We start from the raw sequence: 20,303 nt of genomic DNA, 5'->3' as shown, positions 1-20,303 counted from the left end.
AAAAGAAAAGTTTATAGACGATCCCACTTGAAGTGTATGTATCTATTTTTTATTTAAATAATTAAGAACAACTTCATGGTGATCTTTGGTTTTAAATTGATCAAATATATGAGTTATTTTACCTGATGTATCAATAAAGAAAGTAGTTCTAACTACCCCCATACTTTCTTTTCCCATAAATTTTTTTAGCTGCCAAACATTATATAGTTCGCAAACAGAATGGTCTATGTCTGATAAGAGAGTAAAGTTTAATTGTTGTTTTTCCGAAAAATTTTTAAGCCTTTTCGGCGTGTCAGGGCTTATTCCTAAAACAATAACATTATTTTTTTCAAGCTCTTTGTTGATATCTCTTAATCCTTGAGCTTGAACAGTGCAGCCCGGCGTCGAAGCTCTAGGATAAAAGTATAGAAGTACATTTTTACCTTTGTAGCTTGAAAGAGTATGTGATTGGTTATCTTGATCATATAGAGTAAAGTCAGGTGCCAATTGATCTATCATCATATTATTATTTCCTATTAATTATTGGTTTTGTATTTATTAATGTTAAAATTATCGTTTAACTTAACTAAGTTAATAATTAAAATGATTTAAGTGTTAAATTAAGTTTCTTCATCGTTTATAACATAAGTATTTAAAGAAGCGGATAATTTTGAACATATAATCTCTAATTCTTTTTTTAAATTATTTAAAGTTATCATATTATTGGAACGTACTATTATTTCTATACAAAGAAAGTTAGTCGAGTTAACATCTTTTAATTTTGTATTTAAGGACTGTATATTTATTTTATGGTTTTTAAATAATGAAATTATATTCTTTATAATTCCAATCGAATCTGGGACTTGGATGAGGTATTTATATTTTTGATTAGCAATATCTAAATGATTTTTTGTGATTTTTGTTACACTCAGCAAATTAAGAGACTGAGCTTTTAAAGGTAAATTGTTTTCAAGCTTCAAAATATTTATTGAATTAGAATAAACAAAAAAAGTGGCAGTGAACTGCTCACCAAAAATATTGATATTGCTATCAATTATGTTACATCCTGAATTTGTTATAAATTCAATTATTTGGTTTGCAATTCCAATTTGATCTTTTCCAATTAAATTTATTATTAGATAATTATTCATCATTTCAAAAAAACAAAAAGTATCATAAACTATATAACATAATATTGACAATTTTTATAGATTGTAATTTAAAATTATTTAATGTCATATTGAAACACTTGTAATTAATGCGACACAAAAGTAACATTAATACATCTAAACTATAGGAGTAAAAAATGTTTTCAGGAAGTATGGTTGCCTTAGTTACACCTTTTGATGAAAAAGGTTCAATTGATTGGCAAAGTATTACTAAATTAATTGACTATCATGTGGAATCTAAAACAGACTATATAGTTGCTTTAGGGACTACAGGAGAACCTTGCACCTTAACAACTAAAGAGCATATAGATACTGTCTTAAAAATTTGTGATTTAGCTAAAGATAAAATTCCAGTTATTGCTGGAACCGGCTCTAATTCCACAGCCGAAGCGATTGAATATACGAAAGCTTTTTCTGATTCAGGAGTTGTTGGGTGCCTCACTGTTACGCCATATTATAATAAACCTCCCCAGAGAGGTCTTTTTGAACACTTTAAAGCAATTGCAGACAACACCGATTTACCTCAGATATTGTATAATGTTCCGTCAAGAACTGGAGTAGATCTTTTGCCAAAAACGGTACATGAATTAAGCAAAATTGATAATATTGTTGGTATAAAATGTGCGACAGGCGATCTCAGTCGGTTGAAAGAGTTAAAAGATTGTTTAGATGAAAACTTCTCATTAATTAGTGGAGATGATGCAACTGGTTTAGAATTTATTAAAGGAGGAGGGCATGGAGTGATTTCTGTTACAGCCAATGTAGCGGCAAAACAAATGTCAGAGCTTGTTCATTTAGCATTAAAAAATCGTGTTGAAGAGGCAAATAGAATTAATGATGATTTAATCGATCTTCATAAAAACTTATTTATAGAGTCAAATCCAATTCCTGTAAAATGGTGTCTAAAATATCTTAATCTTATATCTTCTAATAGCTTGAGATACCCATTACTCCCTTTAGAAAAAAAATATGAAAGTGTCGTATTAAATTCTCTAAAATTAGCTAATATTGAACCTTTATAATGGTAATTAAATGGAAAATTATAAAAAATTAAGTCTTATATCTTTTGTTATTATATTGACTGGGTGTTCGTCTGGTAAAGATTTGAGGGAAGCTCATTATGGGTTTGGTTACAAAAATTCAACTGAACTAAAACAGATGAAATTTTTGCCAGGTACTCAACAATTTGTTGACAACACATTTGATGTGCCCAATAGTAAGTATCAAGGGCAAATCGGTAATAATGTCGACTTAAGAGCTCCGACGTCTATAATATTTGATCCAACTAAAATGAACGTCTCCAAGGAAGGAAATTTAGTGAATATTCAGTTTGAATCGATCAAACAAGCTGAGTATTTTATGCAAAGATCTCGTATTTACTTTAAGTCAAAAGATATACAACTAATCCAAAATAATAAGCTTTTTATTCAAACAAATAAATTTCCTATAAACTCATCAGATGTAGATGATTTGAACATCATTACAGCGTATAGCCTAACAAGTGAGGGAAATAGGGTAAAAATAAAAAATACATTTTATAATCAAAGAACCAATCAAAATATATCTTATAAGTTAGAAAAAGATAGAGTTTTTAATAACTTAATTAATGAGTTGCTTTATTATTATCAATCTAATCAAAACCAAACAAAAGATATTAAAATGCAATCTCAAAAAAGTTCAGTTAATCTTAAATTAGTAGATGCCAATACTGATCAATTGCAAGAAGTTATTATTGCTAATATGAGCTACGATGATTTCATTTCTTCATTACCATATGCCTTAAACCAATTGGGCTTTCAGGTTAATGTGATTAACCAATCTGAAGGTAAGATATCAACTCAATACGAGAAAGATGAAAATAAACCACTTTCAAAAATTGATTTAGATGAGGGTAATTATATCATCCAGTTAGGTCAATCAGGTAATCAGACCTCATTATATTTAACTAATGAGAAAAATAGACCAGTAAATGCAAGGGAATTTAAATCTTTCTATGATGCTCTAAAAAAAGCTTATTTTTAAAAATAAGCTTTTTTGTTTAATGTTTTTAACGTAGATGATAATTTTTAGGTTATTAAGAGACCTCTTCTCCTTTAGCTTGAAGATCTGCATGATAAGAAGAGCGAACAAAAGGACCTGATGCAACATGAGTGAATCCCAACTCAAGAGCAAACTCTTTTAGTTCTTTAAACTCTGTTGGTGTCACATATCTTTTTACAGGCAAATGATGCTTGCTTGGGGCTAAATATTGACATAACGTTAGCATTGTTACATCATGCGCCCTTAAATCCCGAATAACTTCTTTTATCTCATCATTAGTTTCACCTAAACCCATCATTAATCCTGATTTAGTAGGGATAGTAGGGTGTTCTTCTTTGAATTTTTTTAAAAGCTTCAAAGACCATGAATAATTAGCACTTGGTCTAGCCATTTTATAAAGTCTAGGCGCTGTTTCAAGATTATGATTAAATACATCGGGTGGATTAAGTCTCAAATTATCAAGTGCTACTTCCATTCTGCCTTTAAAATCAGGAACAAGAGTTTCAATTTGAATATTTGGATTTTCAGTTCTTATTTGACTTATACACTTTGAAAAGTGTTCTGAACCGCCATCTCTTAAGTCATCACGGTCTACTGAAGTAATTACAACATATTTCAGCTTCATATCCTTGATTGCTTTTGCTAAGTGTTTAGGTTCATCATTATCTGGAGCAAGTGGTTTTCCGTGAGCCACGTCACAGAATGGACATCTACGAGTACAAATTGCACCCAGAATCATAAATGTCGCGGTTCCATGGTTGAAACATTCTGCTAGATTAGGACAAGAGGCTTCTTCGCATACAGAGTTTAAGTTATTATCACGTAATGCTTGTTTTATTTGTTTAATTCTAGAGCTATCGGGTGGAAGTTTAATTTTCATCCACTCAGGCTTTCTCAAGATATCTTCATTTCCTGAGTTAAATTCAGTTATATTTTTAGTTGGGATAAGGGCCATTTTATCAGCATCTCTATACTTAATCCCAGGCTCGATATTTATTGGTTTACTCATTGTTTGAATCCAACTCCAGTTTAATTGGTAATAACTTTATGGTTATTAATTTCTAAAATTAAATTATTTATTAAATTGTTAATGATTTCTTCTTTTGTTTTTTCGTTAACAGGTATGTGTTTACTTATATTAGTCATCTTCATCCCGCTAAAACCACATGGATTTATGTTATCAAATGGTGATAAGTCCATATCATAATTGAGAGCTAAACCGTGAAAAGAACATCCTTTTTTTATTTTTAAGCCCAGCGAGCAAATTTTTTGATTATCTACATAAACACCAGGGGCATCTTTCTTTGAATAGGCACTTATACTCATATTAGCTAATAATTTTATAACTGAATTTTCAATTTTATCAACTAATTGTCTTATACCTATGCCTCTTCTTTTAATATCAATTAAAATATAAACTATCAGCTGTCCTGGACCATGATAAGTAATCTGTCCACCTCTATCGGTTTTGATAATAGGAATATGGTTTCGCTTTAAAATATGCTTTTCTTTTCCTGCTTGCCCTTGTGTGTAAACAGGAGCATGTTCTAAAACCCACAACTCATCATCAGAACTTTTTTGCCTTGAAGCAGTGTAATCAAACATTTCTTGATAAGTTTCAGAGTATCCAACTGTACCCATTTTTCTTATATTTATATTATTTTTCAAGTTTATTTCCGACCTACAAAACCATTTTTACGATTTCAATTTCACTAAGTTCTTTATAAAGTGTTTCCACTTGGCTTATGTTTTGAACGTAACAAGTAATTGAAACAGAGTGAAAATTACCATTTTTACTCTTTTTTATTTTAGGAACATAATCCCCGGGCAGGTTCTTTTGGACGACGGTTAAAACCTCATCGGCGAGTTCAGGCTTTGCTTCGCCAACAACTTTAAATGTAAAGTTACAGGGGAACTCAAGTAATTCGTTCAGTTTTTCAAGCGACTTCATAATATTCTATTGTTAATTAAATTACTTAATTATACCTCATAAGAGGTATTAATTAAAAGTTATTCTAACTAAAAAGATTATGGATAGCGAGGCTTATGTAATCAAATATTTTACTAAAAAAACCAGCTTCTTGAGATGATGTTAATGCAACTAAAGGATAACTTTTGAGCTTTTCTCCCTTCAACTCATAGAAAATTTCGCCAACAACTTGGTTTTTATTTATAGGAGCCTCTAATTTTTTATCAATTATTATTTTAGCCTTTAAGTTTTTAACTTGGGAACTCGGGATTGTTACGTATGTATTTGTTAATGATCCGATTTTTATTTCATCAGATGTTCCAAACCATACTTTTTTAGTTGTTATAATTTCTCCTGCTTTTTTAGGGGAAACTGTTTTAAAAAACCTAAATCCATATTGCAGAAGGGATCTGTTTGCTGCCGCACGTTCTTTTTTACTTTTAGTACCCATAACGACTGAAATTAACCGCATACCTTTTCCTTCGGGTGAGGATGTTGCAGATGTTATAAGACTATAACCAGCTTCATCAGTGTGACCAGTCTTTAAACCATCTACATTTAATGATTTGTCCCAGAGTAAGCTATTCCTGTTATGTTGAGTAATACCATTCCAAGTAAACTTTTTTTCACTGTATATTTTATATTCCTCAGGTAAATGTTTAATAAGTGCTTTTGATAATATGGCCATATCATATGGAGTTGTATATAGATTGGGAGCATCAAGTCCATCAACATTTGAGAAATGACTATTTTTCATTCCTAGTTTTTGAGCCTGTTTATTCATCATATCTACAAAGGTTGATTGGCTTCCAGCAATGTGCTCTGCTAATGCTACGCATGCATCATTACCAGATTGAATAATTATACCTTGATTAAGCTCAGATACTGTTACTTTTTGATTTGGTGCTAGAAACATTTTAGATGAGCCAGGGAAGTTTTTTGCCCATGCATTTTCAGTGATTTGTACAATATCATCATTTTTAATATTTCCATTTTTCAGCTCAGTACCAATAACGTAACTTGTCAAAATTTTGGTTAAACTAGCTGGATGAAGCTTTTTATGAGCATTATTTGAGGCAAGAATTTCTCCCGTGTTGTAATCCATCAGAATATAACCAAAGGCATTAATCTTGGGAGGTTTAGGAACCATACCCACAAAATTTGGAGAGGATGCATCTAAGGTAACCTTTTTCGAACTTAACGTCTCAGAGGCATGAGAAAAAAAAGAAATAAAAGATAATGACAATATAAAAATAGAAATCTGGGGTAACTTTAATCCTTTCATTGTTACTCACTGCGTTATTATGTATTTATCTATAATATATATTAGTTCAATGAACTTAAGCAAAGAAAATAATTTAAATTTCTAAACTTTATCAAGATTTTGAGAGCATTGTTTTATGTGAATGTATCGACATTACAATACCAAAACTTCCCATAATGGTTAACATAGAACTTCCACCATAGCTTACTAGAGGAAGGGGGACTCCAACTACTGGTAATATTCCACTTACCATACCAATATTTACAAAGATATATACAAAGAAGCTAAGCATTATTGAACCAGAAAGTATACGCCCAAATGAGTTTTGTGATTTTATGGCTAATACTAAGCCTCTAATAATAATGAGTAAATATAAAAAAAGTAATAAGAGTACTCCGGTGAAACCCCATTCTTCAGCTATTACTGCAAAAATAAAATCAGTATTTCGTTCTGGTATAAACTGCAACTGTGATTGGGTGCCATGTAACCAGCCTTTTCCAAAAATTCCACCAGAGCCTATTGCTATTTTTGACTGTATAATATGATATCCGGCACCTAAAGGGTCTAACTCGGGATTAAATAAAGTAATGACCCTCGTTCTTTGATAATCATGCATTAAAAAAAACCATAAAATAGGAATAAATGCGGCTAAAAGAACAAAAGCCAAGAGAATATATTTCCATTTTATACCAGATAAAAAAACAACAAAAATTCCAGAAGCTGCAATTAAAATTGCCGTTCCTAAATCCGGTTGTTTTGCAATTAATATTGTTGGTATAAATATTAAACAAAGTGATATTAAAATATTTTTAGCTTCAGGAGGGAGAGATTTGTTTCCCAAATATTTAGCAACCATAAGTGGAACCGCTATTTTTAATAACTCTGAAGGTTGAAATCGAATTATTCCCAAATTCAACCATCTTTGAGCTCCTTTAGAAATTTCGCCAAAGAATAGTACGCATAGTAACAAAAAAACACCGATAATAAAAAGATAAGGGGCAACAGCCTGATATGTTCTTGGTGGTATTTGTGCAGCAACAATCATTAGTATAATTGATAAGCCCATACGGAATGCTTGTCTATCCATCATAGCTAAGTCTTTTCCACTGGCACTATACATTATAATCAAACTAAAAGACATTAGAGATATAATTGATATTAAAAGAATAAAGTCAATATGAATATATTCTGAAATAGTTTTTTTAGAACTATTAAATTTTTTATTTTTTATCATTGTTGGTTTCATTGTCTTTTTTAATATTAAATAGTCCAAAATTTTTTTTGTAATAGGTCCGGCTGCCGCGGCTCCAAACCCCCCGTTCTCAATAATTGTAGAAATAACGTACTTAGGAGAATTATATGGTGCAAAAGCTATAAATAAAGAATTATCATGTAAATGCTTGGCCAATTTTTTTGCATCGTATTTTTGATTTTTCTTTAAGCTAAAAACTTGTGCAGTTCCAGTTTTAGAACCAACTAAATAAGGGTTTTTTTTGCCGAAAATTGATTTTCCAGTACCATATTGACTAACCAGTAACATGCTTTTTTTAACAGCATTCCAATAAATATCAGGGATATTTGCCACTACTTTAGTATGTTGTGGTGAAATTTTATCAATCTTATTATCATTCAAAATATATTTTAATAGATGAGGAGTATATTTAATACCATCATTGATCAATATTGAAGTAGCCAAAGCGAGTTGAAGTGGGGTAGATGTCCAATAACCCTGACCAATGGCAACACTAATCGTATCTCCATCATACCAGGGTTGTTTTTTGTTCTCTCTTTTCCATAAGCGTGTCGGCATAATCCCATCACTTTCCTCACCTATATCAATTCCTGTTGGTTGACCAAATCCAAATTTGGTCATCCATTTAGAGAATTTAGTTATTCCTAATTTATAGACAAGCTGATAGAAAAAAGTATCCGAAGACTTTTCAATAGCAGTTTCAATATTTATAAGTCCCATTCCATGATCAGTTTGATTGAAATATCTTCCTTTGGTACCAGGAATTCTCCAACGCTTAGGACCTGGTATTTTAGAATTAAGTGTAATTGTATTAGTACCAAGCAAAGCTATTGATGAGAAAGGTTTACTCGTTGAACCAGGTGAATATGCGCCTAGTGTTGCTCGATTATATAAAGGGTTGGCAGGATCATTTAATAGAGAGTTATAATTTTTATGCGAGATACCATCAACAAATAAGTTAGGATCATAACTTGGACTTGATACCATAGCAAGGACTTCGTTATTTCTAGGGTCGAGTACAACAACAGCTCCTCTTGTTGTAATGTGTTTGTCACCATCTTGTGATGATATTTGTGAGTTATGTTCAGATAGCACCTTTTCAATGTATAGTTCTAGCTTAATATCAATAGAAAGATAAATATCTTTTCCGGGAGTTGCAGGTAATATTGATATTGTCCTAATAACTTTCCCATGACTATTGACTTCTACCTCCTTAAAACCAGATTTACCATGCAGAAGAGGTTCATAATATTTTTCAATACCAATTCGTCCAATGTATTTGGTAGAAAGATAGTCATTATATTTTCCTTCTTTTTTTAGACGCTGTATATCACGATCATTAACACGACCAACATACCCAAGCGTGTGAGTAAGTGCTTCTTTAAAAGGATATTCTCTTTTTAAAGATGAAATGACATGAACACCAGGGTATTGATATTGATTCACTGCAATGATTGCTACTTGTTTGGGTGTTAACTGAGACTTCAACAAGACAGCTTTAAAAGGTGCATTATATTTTAATTTTTTTCTAAAAGATTTAATTTCATAATCAGAAATATCAATTAAATTTTTTAATGATGATAAAGTTTGATCTAAATCTTTAACTTGGTTAGGTATAATTTCCAAATCATACACTGGTTCATTTTTTGCGAGTAAAACACCGTTTCTATCATATATTTGTCCTCTTACAGGAGGTATAGGAACAACCTGAATTCTATTTTCATTTGAGCGAGTTTTGTATAACTTGTACTCTTTTACTTGAAGGATGTATAAATTAATTAAAAGAATGCCCGATAATAAAATAACTCCTAAGAAGCCGTAAATAGATCTTCTCAAAAATAATGCTTTTTCAGATTTATGATCTCTGATTTTTGTTCTTAGGTTTGTCATTCTAATTTCTATGATATGGATGATTAATTGAAATTGTCATTGCTCTGTATAAACTCTCAACTAATATAATTCTGACAATCGGGTGTGGAAGAGTCAGTTTTGAAAGAGACCATTTTAAATTTGCTTCTTCTAATATTTCTTTTGATAAACCATCTGGTCCACCAATTAAAAAAGTAATATTCTTACCACTTTGTTTCCAGTCATCAAATTTTATTGCCAGTTGCTCAGTATCCATATTTGAACCATAAACATCTAGAGCTATAATTATTGAGTTTTTTTGTATAGAGGATAGTATCAACTTTCCTTCATTTTGGATAATAGATTTCAAATTTGAATTTTTATTTCTTTTGGTTAGAGGCAACTCTGTAAAAGTTATTGGACAATCCTTTGTAAAACGCTTTGTATATTCAAATATACCCTCATTTACCCATTTTGGCATTTTGGTACCAATAGCAACAACTTGTATTTTCAAGTTAACTCCATATTTTTTCTAATCCATACAATTGTCGAGCATCATCTTGCATTATATGTAATATACAATCACCATAGTCAATTATACACCAATCACAAAGAGGGCTTCTACTTTCAATGATAGGATAAATATTTATTAATTTCATATCTTTTATAACTTTATCGAAGATTGATTGTACATGTTTTGAGGATGTCCCTGTACAAATTATCATTAAATCAGTTAATGTTGATGTGTTTGTAACATCAACCTGTGTAATGTCCAATGCTTTCGCATTCTCTAAAGATTCTATTAGAGGCAGGTCTATTGGGTTTAATGAGTGATTCAAAAAATGCTCCTTTGTGTTTTATTTGCCATAAAATAAGATTGATAAAAACTTTTCAAACTCATTAAATATATTTTGATCGAAATCTATCTTTATTTTTTTTCTGCTTGTAACAGAATTTTAAGACTTTGTTGCAGTTGTTCTACGCTAAATTGTTTAGAAGCAAATACCAATTGATTTTGCTTAAAACTCCAAATATTATTTCTTTTAAAAAAAAGGTCTTTCTTTGAACGATTGTTTGATATTTCAATTAGCTCATACAAATAAAATATATCCTTTAGTAATACATTTAAGATAAATAGAGTATCGAAGTTTGCTAAACGTAATTTACGAAGAATATTAAATGCTAAAAGATCTTTTTTTAACCATGCATTTGATAAGTTGAATACTGAACACTCGTCATTTACTTCAAAATGATGTTCAATATCATATTTAGTAAACATGGAATAACTTTTTTTTAGTATTTTAAGTTTCTCTATAGATTGATGGATTTCATGGAAGCTGTTTGGATAAAATTCTAATAATTTGGATATTGCTTCCTCTTCTATAGAGATGTCATGTAACAAACATTCTTTTGTAATCCAATTTCTTATTTCAAATTCACTGAAGTTATTACAGGAAATTAATTCATATTTTGCTTTAATTTGTCTAATAACTTCATTCCTTTCAATTTGTTTTGTTAGCTTTTGATTTAAGATAATTATAAAGCAATCATTTGAAGAAATACCTTCTATCAAAGATAAAAAATATTTACTCAATTTTTGGAGCAGATTAAAATTGTGAATGGTAGCTACTAAAATACGTGCTTTTTTGAACAATGATATTTCATTTGCTAAACTTTCAAAGTTGAAATAATCATTCTCGCAATTAATATTAACTCGATTTAATTCTTTATTTGAATTCAATAAGTTTTGAGAAATGATTTTATCCTTGTAGTAAGAAACAATAAAAGAATCATCTCCAATCAACAATGAAATATTTGTTTTTTTGGTAGTTACATTTTTCATTATGAAATAAATTGAATACGGTTAATCTGTGAAATCATTTTGGATACAGCCTCCTCCATGAGCTCCTGTTTTAACTGTGTGTTTAACGCTGTACCTGCATTTGGATTACTTGCAGTTGGCGTTAAACTATACTCCGTTACAATAGATGAATAATTTTGTGGTAACTGATTTGGGAAAATTACTTGATAATTTATCGTAAATTTATAGAGAGATTGGACAGTTTGATAAGCTTGGTTTTTACCTGAGGAACCTACAACAAAGCTTGATGAAATAATTTTTATTTGTGGTATCTCATCATTTGCATCGACTATTTTAGTGCCGTTTAATAGAAGAGCTTGCTTTACTTCACGACTGACATCATCATATGGGTTCAAAGTTGTTAAGCTTATCTGTTGTAAAGAAGCATTCGTATTAATGCCTTTACTTCCTCTCAGATGATACCCACAACCACTTAGGACTGAAGCTATCACAATAGATAATATAAATTTAACAACTTTACTTTCCATAAATTATTCCTTCCCTTAGATTGCAACAATATTGAGAATTTTATCTTTAATATAAATTTTCTTTTTAATTTGTTTGTTTAATATAAACTTACTAACGTTATCGTCAGATAAGGCAACTTTCTCTATTTCATCCTGAGAAGCTACACTGTTAAAAGTTAATTTAGCTCTTACCTTTCCATTAACCTGAACCACAATAAGTTTTTCCTGGTCCTTCATAGCTTCCTGGTCAGCTATTGGCCAACTAACATGGTCAATACCATCCGTCTGTCCAAGGTGTCCCCATAGAGTGAAACAAATATGAGGGGTGATTGGATATAGCATTATTATTACAGATGCTAAAGATTCCTGTACAATTGCTTTATCGTTAGAATCTCTTACCTCAAATTTATACAGATGGTTCATAAACTCCATGATAGAAGCAATTGCTGTATTAAAAGTTTGCCTTCTTTCGATATCATCTGAAACTTTCATAATTGTTTTATGGAGCAATCTTCTTAATTTAGTTTGATTTTGTGTTAATACCGAATGATTTAACTTTTCATTTTTGTAATTCGATATATGTTCAAAACTGAATTTCCATAATTTTTTCAAAAATCTATTTGCACCTTCAACACCTGATTCCTTCCACTCTAGGGTCATTTCAGCAGGAGCTGCAAACATTGTAAACAATCTTGCAGTATCAGCACCATATTTTTCAACCATATCTTCAGGATCAACCCCATTATTTTTAGATTTTGACATCTTTGTCATACCAGTCTGGATTAGTTGATTATTTGTATCTTTGCAGAAGTAATTGTAAGTTTCCCCATTGGACTCTTTTTTAACATTATTAGGGCTCACCCATTGTTTAGAGCCATTTTCATCAACATAATAATATGCTTCTGACAAAACCATGCCTTGACAAAGTAATTTTTTATAAGGTTCATCACATTTTACATACCCTTCATCTCTCAATAATTTATGAAAAAAGCGAGAATAAAGAAGATGCATTACAGCGTGTTCTATACCACCAACATATTGATCGACAGGAAGCCAATAAGTACTTTTGTCTGGATCAACAATATCACTAGCATTGGGAGAGCAGAATCTGGCGTAATACCACGATGACTCCATAAAAGTATCAAAAGTATCAGTTTCTCGAATTAAATTTTTTCCATTTATTTTAACATTTTTCCAAACTTCATCCATCTGAAGAGGATTAGTAATCCCGTCCATTTCAACATCAGTTGGAAGCGTTACTGGTAAATCTGAATCAGGGATTGCAATTGTTTTACCATTTTTATCTGTTGCCATGGGTATAGGAGTTCCCCAATATCTCTGTCTAGAAACACCCCAATCACGTAACCTATAATTAACTTTCTTTTTACCTAAGTCATTTTTCTCACAATAATCAATAATTGTAATTGCTGCTTCTTTAGTAGTTTGATCATTAAAAATATCTGAGTTAATTAATACACCAGGTTCTGTATATGGAAGCTTATAATCTAATTCTTTTATAGGTTTTATAACTTGCTTAATATCAATACCATATTTAGTTGCAAAGTCAAAATCACGAGAGTCATGAGCTGGCACGGACATAACAGCACCTGTACCATATTCCATCAAAACAAAATTAGCTATATAAATAGGTAACTGCTTGCCTGAAATAGGATGAATGGCATTGTATTGAGTTTGAAAGCCTTTTTTTTCTGCAGTAGACATGTCTGCTTCAGATAACTTGGTTTTTTTACATTCCTCAATGAACTCTGACAGCTTTTTATTTTCTCTAGCTGCCTCTAGCGCTAATGGATGAGTGGGTGCAATTGCCAAATATGTCACACCCATTATTGTTTCTGGGCGTGTAGTGTATACCTGTAACTTATCTTCTTTTTCAGAGATATTAAAATTCAAGGCTAAGCCTTCTGAACGTCCGATCCAGTTTTTTTGCATTCTTTTTACAGTATCAGGCCAACCAGGTAGATTGTCTAAATCATTTAAAAGCTCGTCAGCATAATCGGTTATTTTAATGAACCACTGGGGAATATCTTTTTGAACGACAGGTGTATCACATCTCCAACAAAGACCACTTTCGACCTGTTCATTGGCTAAAACAGTTTTGTCATTTGGACACCAATTGACAGAAGATGTTTTTTTATAAACGAGTCCTTTTTTGTATAAAATATTGAAAAATTTTTGTTCCCATTTATAGTATTCTGGATCACAAGTTGCGAACTCTCTATCCCAGTCAAAGCTGAACCCTAGAAGCTTGAGCTGATCTTTCATATGAGCAATATTTTTCTTTGTCCATGTATGTGGAGCAGTTTTATGCTTAATTGCTGCATTTTCAGCAGGAAGACCAAAAGCATCCCAACCGAAAGGATGCATTACATTCTTTCCTTTCAACCGTTGAAATCTAGCTATTACATCACTGATTGTATAATTTCTCACATGTCCCATATGAAGATTACCGCTAGGGTAGGGGAACATTGCCAGACAGTAAAATTTTTCTTTATTACTATTTTCAGACGAAGAAAATGTTTTGTGTTCTTTCCAATATTGTTGTACGTCAGACTCAATTTTTTGTGGTTCGTATTGTTCGTTCATTTATATTTATCCAAAAATAGTACTAAAAAAAATCATTAATATGATTGAAACAAAAATTGATAAATAAATTATCAAAAGGTTATTTTAGAGCAATTGAATCATTGACTCAAGATTTAATATTTAATAAAAATACTAAAAATAAGAATATGTGCCATAATTTATATGGTAGACCTTAATCAAGCTTTAATATGAAAACCTTATATTTTTTTACTCATTTTTTCTTAAAAAAAATAGATACTTTTTCTTTAATGAGTGCTAAGGGGCTTAATGATTTAGAATTGCAATTAGATGATTATATATTTGCATGTGAAAACTTACCAGTTGATGAAGTGTATCGTTTATATATATATTTTATTGGCGCTAATAGAAATGCTCATACTCTAACATTTAAAGACAGCGCCTATTACATTTACTTTATATCTGCCCTAAGAGAAACAGTTAAATCATATTATACATCTGATGAAATTAATGATAGAAGATTATTTACAATTAAAAAACCTTGAGAAAATCAACCCCCAAAATATATTTAGTAAAATGAATACAGATGTAAGTAGATATCCAAATTTCCCATATGGGGTCATCCCTTCATACGGCATGACTTCAGCTTGCAAAATATCAGTTTTAAACATTGGTAACCTTTTCTCAATTTTCCCATGTATATTAACTACAGCTGTGATACCACTATTTGTTCCTCTCAGTAGTGGCTTGCCTAATTCAAGAGCTCTCATTTGAGCAATTTGCATGTGCTGACTGGGGCCAATAGATTTTCCAAACCAGGTGTCATCAGATAGTGTTAGCAAAACATCTGTATCAGAATTCACATTGTTTCTAATTTGCTCTGGGAATAAGATTTCGTAACATAAATCAGCTGATATTATTATGCCGTTAGCATTAAAATTATTTTGTTTATACTTACCTGGTGTAAAGTCTGACATTGGTAAGTTAAAGAAAGGACCTAACTTTCGCAAAAGATTAGAGAACGGGACATATTCACCAAAGGGTAATAGATGATGCTTCATATATCTTTGGTATTCATTATTATTTGTTTGATTTTTGGAACCCAGAGCTATTATAGAGTTATAAAATTTGCCATTGTGAGAATAGATAGAGCCAGTTAGTATAACCACATTATTTTTGTTTCCAATACTGTTAATTTCTTTAATCGTTGAACTAATCTGATTTTCAGGAATACTTAATGCTGCTTCCGGCCAGATAATGATAGCGGGTACATGATTAGATTTTTGTTTCTTCATCTTAATGATTGAATCAATAGTAAGATTAATGTACTTCTCAATACTTTGGCTAATATAATCAGGGTCCCATTTTGTACTTTGTTTTATATCCCCTTGAATCAAATAAACTTGAAATTTTTTATTTTCTTTAGGAGTTGTCCAAACTTTATTATAAAAAACTATAGTTATACATACAATTGGTATAATAGTTACCCAAACTTTTAGATTTCGGGTTTTACTAAACAGTAATAAAAAGCCAGAAATAAAAATAACTAAGTAACTTAGACCTGTTACACCTATTATTGGGGCTAAACTAGAAATTGGCGAGTTGATTTGACTATAACCTAATGATAACCAGGGAAATCCAGTAAACAAATGTCCTCTTAACTGTTCTTGTAAAATCCAGAGTAAGGGGGCAATAACAAGATAATTTAGGTAATTTCTTTTTTTCAGTTTATTATAAAAATATCCAAATAATGCTGGATAAACAGATAGATAAAAGATTAAAGCAGAAATTAAAAAGATATTTATATACCATGACATACCGCCATAAAGATGCATACTGACCCATATCCAGCTTACACCGGTATAAAATTGACCCAGTCCCCAAAAAAAACCGATGCTGAAAGCATTTTTATTGGTTTTACTTTTATCTAAAATGGCAAGTAATATAAAAATGGAAATAAAAGAACAAAACCATAATGAATAAGGAGCAAAACTCAAAGTTGAAATTGCACCTGATATAAATGAAAATAAAATAAGAACTAATTTATTATATTTGAACATCTTTTTATTTTTCTAATTTTGGTTGGTAAGCTTTATCAGGTATGACTACTTGAGTTTGTATTACTCTTCGGTTATCAGCTGAAGTTATTTTAAAAGAATACTCATCAATTATAATGACTTCACCTTTTTCTGGAAGATGCCCAAATTTCATCATCAGTAATCCACCAATTGTATCTATCTCGTCAAATCTCTGGAGGTTAGTTTTAAAAATATCATCAAACTCATCAAGAGGAAGGAGAGCTTTTACACTATAGGTATGTTTATTTAGGGCTTTAACTTCAAGATCTTCGATATCATCGAACTCATCTTCTATTTCACCAACGATTTCTTCTAATATATCTTCAATCGTTACAACCCCGGAGACACCACCAAATTCATCTACAACTATCGCCATATGGTACCTTTCCTCCCTAAACTCCTTAAGCAGACGGTCAACTTTTTTGCTTTCAGGTACTACGACAGATGGTCTAAGAATTTCAGATATGATAAATTTTGGGCTTCCTTCTTTCAGATATTGTAAAAGATCTTTGGCAAGCAGTATGCCTTCAACATGATCTTTGTCTTCACTGATTACTGGATATCTCGAATGAGATGTTTTGATAATTACGTCAATAATTTCTTCAAATTTCATTGAATTATCTATTGCGGTAATTTGAGACCTGGGAATCATCACGTCTCTGACTCTCATTTCCGATATTTGGATAACACCTTCGAGCATATCACGAGTATCATGATCAATTAAGTGATTTTCTTCAGAGTCTCTAAATACTTCAACCAACTCTTCTCTATTTTGAGGTTCACCTTGGAAGGCATGTAAAATTCTTTCCATGAAATTTTTTTTATTTTGATTTTCCATTGTATCTTCTAATTTTCCGAATAATAGTGTAGATATGGATTTGAGATGCCGAGTTTTCTTAATGCTTCAATTTCAATTTTTTCCATTTTTTCAGCATCATTTTCATTGATATGATCAAAGCCAATTAAATGTAGCATACCATGAATTGTAATATGTGCCCAATGATCTATTAACTTCTTTTTCTGTATTTTTGCTTCATATTCGATTACATCCTGACAAATCACGAGATCTCCTAAAAAATTTATAGGTACTTGATCATCAAAATATAATTCAGAAGAAAAAGATAAAATATTAGTTGGTTTATCTTTATTTCTATAATCAGAATTTAATTGCTTTATTTCATCATTATCAACTATTGTAATGCTAATCTCGGTATCTTTATTTAGATAACTTACAACAGAATTAATCCATAAAGTAAACTGCTCAATAGTTGGTAAGCTCTCATGATTTGTTACGTTTGTTTGGAAGCCTATTTTAACTTGAAACATTTTTTGCACTTATCTCTTTTTTGTTTATTGAATCCCAAGCTTCATAAGCTTCAATAATTTTTGCAACAACAGGATGTCGAACAACATCATCAGAAATAAAAAAATTGAAACTTATTTGAGAAACATCTGACAAGACTTCAATAGCATGTCGTAAACCTGACTTTACTCCTCGGGGTAGGTCGATTTGTGTTATATCTCCAGTAATTACTGCTTTTGAGTTAAATCCAATTCTCGTAAGGAACATTTTCATTTGTTCAATAGTTGTATTTTGGCTCTCATCTAAAATAACAAAAGCGTCATTCAGTGTCCTTCCTCTCATGTAAGCAAGCGGAGCGACTTCAATAACACTTCTTTCAATCAATTTCTCAACTCTCTCAAACCCAAGCATTTCGAATAATGCATCATATAAAGGTCTCAAATAAGGGTCAACTTTTTGACTGAGATCCCCAGGTAAAAAACCCAACTTCTCGCCAGCTTCAACAGCAGGTCTTGTTAATAAAATCCTGCGTATTTCTTGTCTTTCTAATGCATCTACGGCCGCAGCAACTGCTAAGTAAGTTTTTCCTGTTCCAGCTGGTCCAATTCCGTAACATATATCATGTGTAAGAATATTAGATATATATGACGATTGATTTTGTGTTCTTGGTTTAATGATACCTTTTTTTGTTTTTATATGGACATGCTTTCCAGTTAAACCTTCCGAAGAAACAGTTTGATCTAATAATTTGTGATCTTTAATGGCAAGATTAACTGTCTCTGGCGTTATTTCAGGGTATTTGTTTCTTACAGGAGCCGTTTCAACATAAATTGATCTCAAAACTTTTGTAACACTACTGATAGCTCTTTCTTGTCCAACAATATTAAATACATTTCCCCTATAATTGATTTCAGCGCCTAGCCTTTTTTCAATCAATTTTAAGTTCTCATCAAAAGGTCCACATAGTGATATTAATCTTTGATTGTTATTTGGTTCAAGTATTAATTCAAAGTGTTTTATGTTTTTATTCAAATTTAACCTCGTAATTCAATATTGGAAGGGTCGAATTGTTTAACTGATTGATCTTTTTGTGTTATTAATTTGGGATCAATGTTATTTCTTAAAAGCATTTCAGCTTCTGTTCTTATTAATTTCCCTTTCAATGAATTAGGGTTAACTTCATCAATTAATACATCCACAAACTGTCCAATTAAATTAATATCACCTTCAAAATTAACAACTCTATTATTTTCAGTCCGGCCCCTAAGCTCCATAACATTCTTTTTCGATAAACCTTCAACGAGAATTCTTTGTTCAGTATTTAACATTAAACGTGAATATCTCATTGCTTGAGTGTTAATTTGTTGTTGTAATTCTTGAAGACGGTCTTTCTTTTCTTGTTCTGGAGTATCACAAGGATAATCAGCTGCAGGTGTTCCTGGTCTAGGTGAATATATGAAACTAAAGCTCATATCAAAATCCACATCTTTAATAAGCTTCATTGTTTGTTGAAAATCTGTCTCAGACTCACCTGGAAAGCCAACAATAAAGTCGGAACTAACTGTTAAGTTTGGTCTGACTTTTTTTAGTTTTCGGATAATAGACTTATACTCGATTGATGTGTGTGGTCTTTTCATAAGAGATAAAATTCTATCAGAACCACTTTGAACTGGTAAGTGAAGAAAATTTACGAGTTCTGGTGTATCTTTATAAGCTTCTATAATATCATCAGTGAATTCAATAGGGTGGCTTGTTGTATATCTAATTCGATCAATCCCATTAATCGAAGCAACTAATTTTAACAGTTGAGCAAAAGAAACTTCTTGAGCTTTGTAGTCTAACCCTCTGTATGCATTTACATTCTGACCAAGTAAATTTACTTCTCTTACTCCCTGTTCAGCTAATTGAGCTATTTCATAGATAACATCGTCAAGAGGGCGACTAACTTCTTCTCCTCTAGTATATGGCACAACACAATAGGTACAATACTTCGAACATCCTTCCATAATGGAAACAAATGCAGTTGGTCCTTCAGCTTTCGGTTCAGGTAGACTATCAAACTTCTCAATTTCAGGAAAAGAAATATCCATAACTGGAGATTGATTTTTTTTGAGTCTTGAATCATTTGAGGTAATCTATGAAGAGTTTGTGGACCAAAGATCACATCGACAAACGGAGCTCTTTTTCTAATATGATCTCCTTCTTGTGTCGCAACACAGCCACCAACGCCAATAATTAAATTTGGTTTTTTATCCTTCAGATTTTTCCAACGACCTAATTGGTGAAAAACTTTTTCTTGAGCCTTTTCTCTAATTGAACATGTGTTTAAAAGTAATACATCTGCTTCTTCGGGTACCTCTGTTAGTTCATAACCATTAGAAACATTTAATAAATCTGCCATTTTTGATGAATCATATTCATTCATTTGACAGCCCCAAGTTTTAATTAAAAGTTTTTTTTGCATTGCTATTTTCTACGACTTTGTTTAAGTTAATGTATAAATTTAAAAAT

Annotated in this window: 19 protein-coding genes and 1 pseudogene; 3 read left to right on the top strand and 17 right to left on the bottom strand. The window is 31.2% G+C overall.

Features of this window, described 5'->3' with window-relative positions; genetic code table 11:
* Nucleotides 1–42 precede the first annotated feature (42 nt).
* Both bcp and CF386_RS01210 read right to left on the bottom strand, forming a co-directional pair.
* Nucleotides 43–501, bottom strand: a complete 459-nt coding sequence (gene bcp, locus CF386_RS01215) for a thioredoxin-dependent thiol peroxidase (RefSeq protein ID WP_089072702.1) — start codon at nucleotides 499–501, stop codon at nucleotides 43–45.
* 98 nt (nucleotides 502–599) lie between these two features.
* The gene (locus CF386_RS01210) at nucleotides 600–1,133 is read right to left on the bottom strand and encodes a glycine cleavage system protein R (RefSeq protein ID WP_089072701.1); all 534 of its coding nucleotides are present in this window, start codon (nucleotides 1,131–1,133) and stop codon (nucleotides 600–602) included.
* 152 nt (nucleotides 1,134–1,285) lie between these two features.
* Between CF386_RS01210 and dapA the strand changes: the two genes are divergently transcribed.
* Both dapA and bamC read left to right on the top strand, forming a co-directional pair.
* Complete coding sequence (dapA, locus tag CF386_RS01205) at nucleotides 1,286–2,170, top strand: 4-hydroxy-tetrahydrodipicolinate synthase (protein ID WP_089072700.1); 885 nt, start codon at nucleotides 1,286–1,288, stop codon at nucleotides 2,168–2,170.
* Between the two features lie 10 nt (nucleotides 2,171–2,180).
* A complete protein-coding gene (bamC, locus tag CF386_RS01200; RefSeq protein ID WP_089072699.1) occupies nucleotides 2,181–3,170 on the top strand; it encodes an outer membrane protein assembly factor BamC in 990 nt (329 codons plus the stop codon).
* Nucleotides 3,171–3,222: 52 nt separating this feature from the next.
* Here the strand turns inward: bamC and lipA are convergent, their stop codons facing one another.
* The 10 genes from lipA to leuS form a co-directional block, all read right to left on the bottom strand.
* Nucleotides 3,223–4,197 (bottom strand): lipoyl synthase, encoded by a 975-nt coding sequence (gene lipA, locus CF386_RS01195; RefSeq protein ID WP_089072698.1) that lies wholly within the window; start codon nucleotides 4,195–4,197, stop codon nucleotides 3,223–3,225.
* A gap of 20 nt (nucleotides 4,198–4,217) precedes the next feature.
* Nucleotides 4,218–4,856 (bottom strand): lipoyl(octanoyl) transferase LipB, encoded by a 639-nt coding sequence (gene lipB, locus CF386_RS01190; protein WP_225971707.1) that lies wholly within the window; start codon nucleotides 4,854–4,856, stop codon nucleotides 4,218–4,220.
* 13 nt (nucleotides 4,857–4,869) lie between these two features.
* On the bottom strand, nucleotides 4,870–5,139 hold the full coding sequence (ybeD, locus tag CF386_RS01185; RefSeq protein ID WP_089072697.1) for a DUF493 family protein YbeD: 270 nt from the start codon (nucleotides 5,137–5,139) through the stop codon (nucleotides 4,870–4,872).
* 64 nt (nucleotides 5,140–5,203) lie between these two features.
* Nucleotides 5,204–6,442: a serine hydrolase gene (locus CF386_RS01180; RefSeq protein WP_225971706.1), complete on the bottom strand. Its 1,239-nt coding sequence runs from the start codon at nucleotides 6,440–6,442 to the stop codon at nucleotides 5,204–5,206.
* Between the two features lie 91 nt (nucleotides 6,443–6,533).
* The gene (gene mrdA / locus CF386_RS01175; protein ID WP_089072696.1) at nucleotides 6,534–9,563 is read right to left on the bottom strand and encodes a penicillin-binding protein 2; all 3,030 of its coding nucleotides are present in this window, start codon (nucleotides 9,561–9,563) and stop codon (nucleotides 6,534–6,536) included.
* Nucleotide 9,564: 1 nt separating this feature from the next.
* Nucleotides 9,565–10,035 carry a 23S rRNA (pseudouridine(1915)-N(3))-methyltransferase RlmH gene (gene rlmH, locus CF386_RS01170; protein WP_089072695.1) on the bottom strand — a complete coding sequence of 157 codons (471 nt, stop codon included), beginning with the start codon at nucleotides 10,033–10,035 and terminating at the stop codon, nucleotides 9,565–9,567.
* A 1-nt stretch (nucleotide 10,036) separates the two neighbouring features.
* A complete protein-coding gene (rsfS, locus tag CF386_RS01165) occupies nucleotides 10,037–10,360 on the bottom strand; it encodes a ribosome silencing factor (protein WP_089072694.1) in 324 nt (107 codons plus the stop codon).
* 89 nt (nucleotides 10,361–10,449) lie between these two features.
* The gene (gene holA / locus CF386_RS01160) at nucleotides 10,450–11,364 is read right to left on the bottom strand and encodes a DNA polymerase III subunit delta (RefSeq protein WP_089072693.1); all 915 of its coding nucleotides are present in this window, start codon (nucleotides 11,362–11,364) and stop codon (nucleotides 10,450–10,452) included.
* Entirely contained in the window at nucleotides 11,364–11,870 is a 507-nt protein-coding gene (locus tag CF386_RS01155) for an LPS-assembly lipoprotein LptE (protein ID WP_089072692.1), read from the bottom strand. The genes holA and CF386_RS01155 overlap by 1 nt, the downstream gene beginning before the upstream one ends.
* A 15-nt stretch (nucleotides 11,871–11,885) precedes the next feature.
* Nucleotides 11,886–14,453, bottom strand: a complete 2,568-nt coding sequence (leuS, locus tag CF386_RS01150) for a leucine--tRNA ligase (protein WP_089072691.1) — start codon at nucleotides 14,451–14,453, stop codon at nucleotides 11,886–11,888.
* Nucleotides 14,454–14,641: 188 nt separating this feature from the next.
* Here leuS and CF386_RS01145 point away from each other — a divergent pair, with 188 nt between their 5' ends.
* On the top strand, nucleotides 14,642–14,956 hold the full coding sequence (locus CF386_RS01145; protein ID WP_089072690.1) for a hypothetical protein: 315 nt from the start codon (nucleotides 14,642–14,644) through the stop codon (nucleotides 14,954–14,956).
* Here CF386_RS01145 and lnt read toward each other — a convergent pair.
* From lnt to miaB, 5 genes and pseudogenes are all read right to left on the bottom strand, one after another.
* Nucleotides 14,933–16,471, bottom strand: coding sequence for an apolipoprotein N-acyltransferase (gene lnt / locus CF386_RS01140; RefSeq protein ID WP_089072689.1), 1,539 nt, complete (start codon nucleotides 16,469–16,471; stop codon nucleotides 14,933–14,935). The genes CF386_RS01145 and lnt overlap by 24 nt on opposite strands.
* A gap of 4 nt (nucleotides 16,472–16,475) precedes the next feature.
* Entirely contained in the window at nucleotides 16,476–17,327 is an 852-nt protein-coding gene (gene corC / locus CF386_RS01135; RefSeq protein WP_089072688.1) for a CNNM family magnesium/cobalt transport protein CorC, read from the bottom strand.
* Between the two features lie 8 nt (nucleotides 17,328–17,335).
* Nucleotides 17,336–17,815, bottom strand: coding sequence for an rRNA maturation RNase YbeY (gene ybeY / locus CF386_RS01130; RefSeq protein WP_089072687.1), 480 nt, complete (start codon nucleotides 17,813–17,815; stop codon nucleotides 17,336–17,338).
* The gene (locus tag CF386_RS01125) at nucleotides 17,802–18,824 is read right to left on the bottom strand and encodes a PhoH family protein (RefSeq protein WP_089072686.1); all 1,023 of its coding nucleotides are present in this window, start codon (nucleotides 18,822–18,824) and stop codon (nucleotides 17,802–17,804) included. Before CF386_RS01125 ends, ybeY begins: the two co-directional genes overlap by 14 nt.
* A gap of 2 nt (nucleotides 18,825–18,826) precedes the next feature.
* Nucleotides 18,827–20,256: pseudogene (gene miaB, locus CF386_RS01120) on the bottom strand (tRNA (N6-isopentenyl adenosine(37)-C2)-methylthiotransferase MiaB).
* Nucleotides 20,257–20,303 lie beyond the last annotated feature (47 nt).

This window comes from Paraphotobacterium marinum (assembly GCF_002216855.1).
In the GTDB taxonomy this organism is placed as follows: domain Bacteria; phylum Pseudomonadota; class Gammaproteobacteria; order Enterobacterales; family Vibrionaceae; genus Paraphotobacterium; species Paraphotobacterium marinum.
Note: the sequence above shows the minus strand (reverse complement) of the source record. Positions and strands in the feature narration are given on the sequence as shown.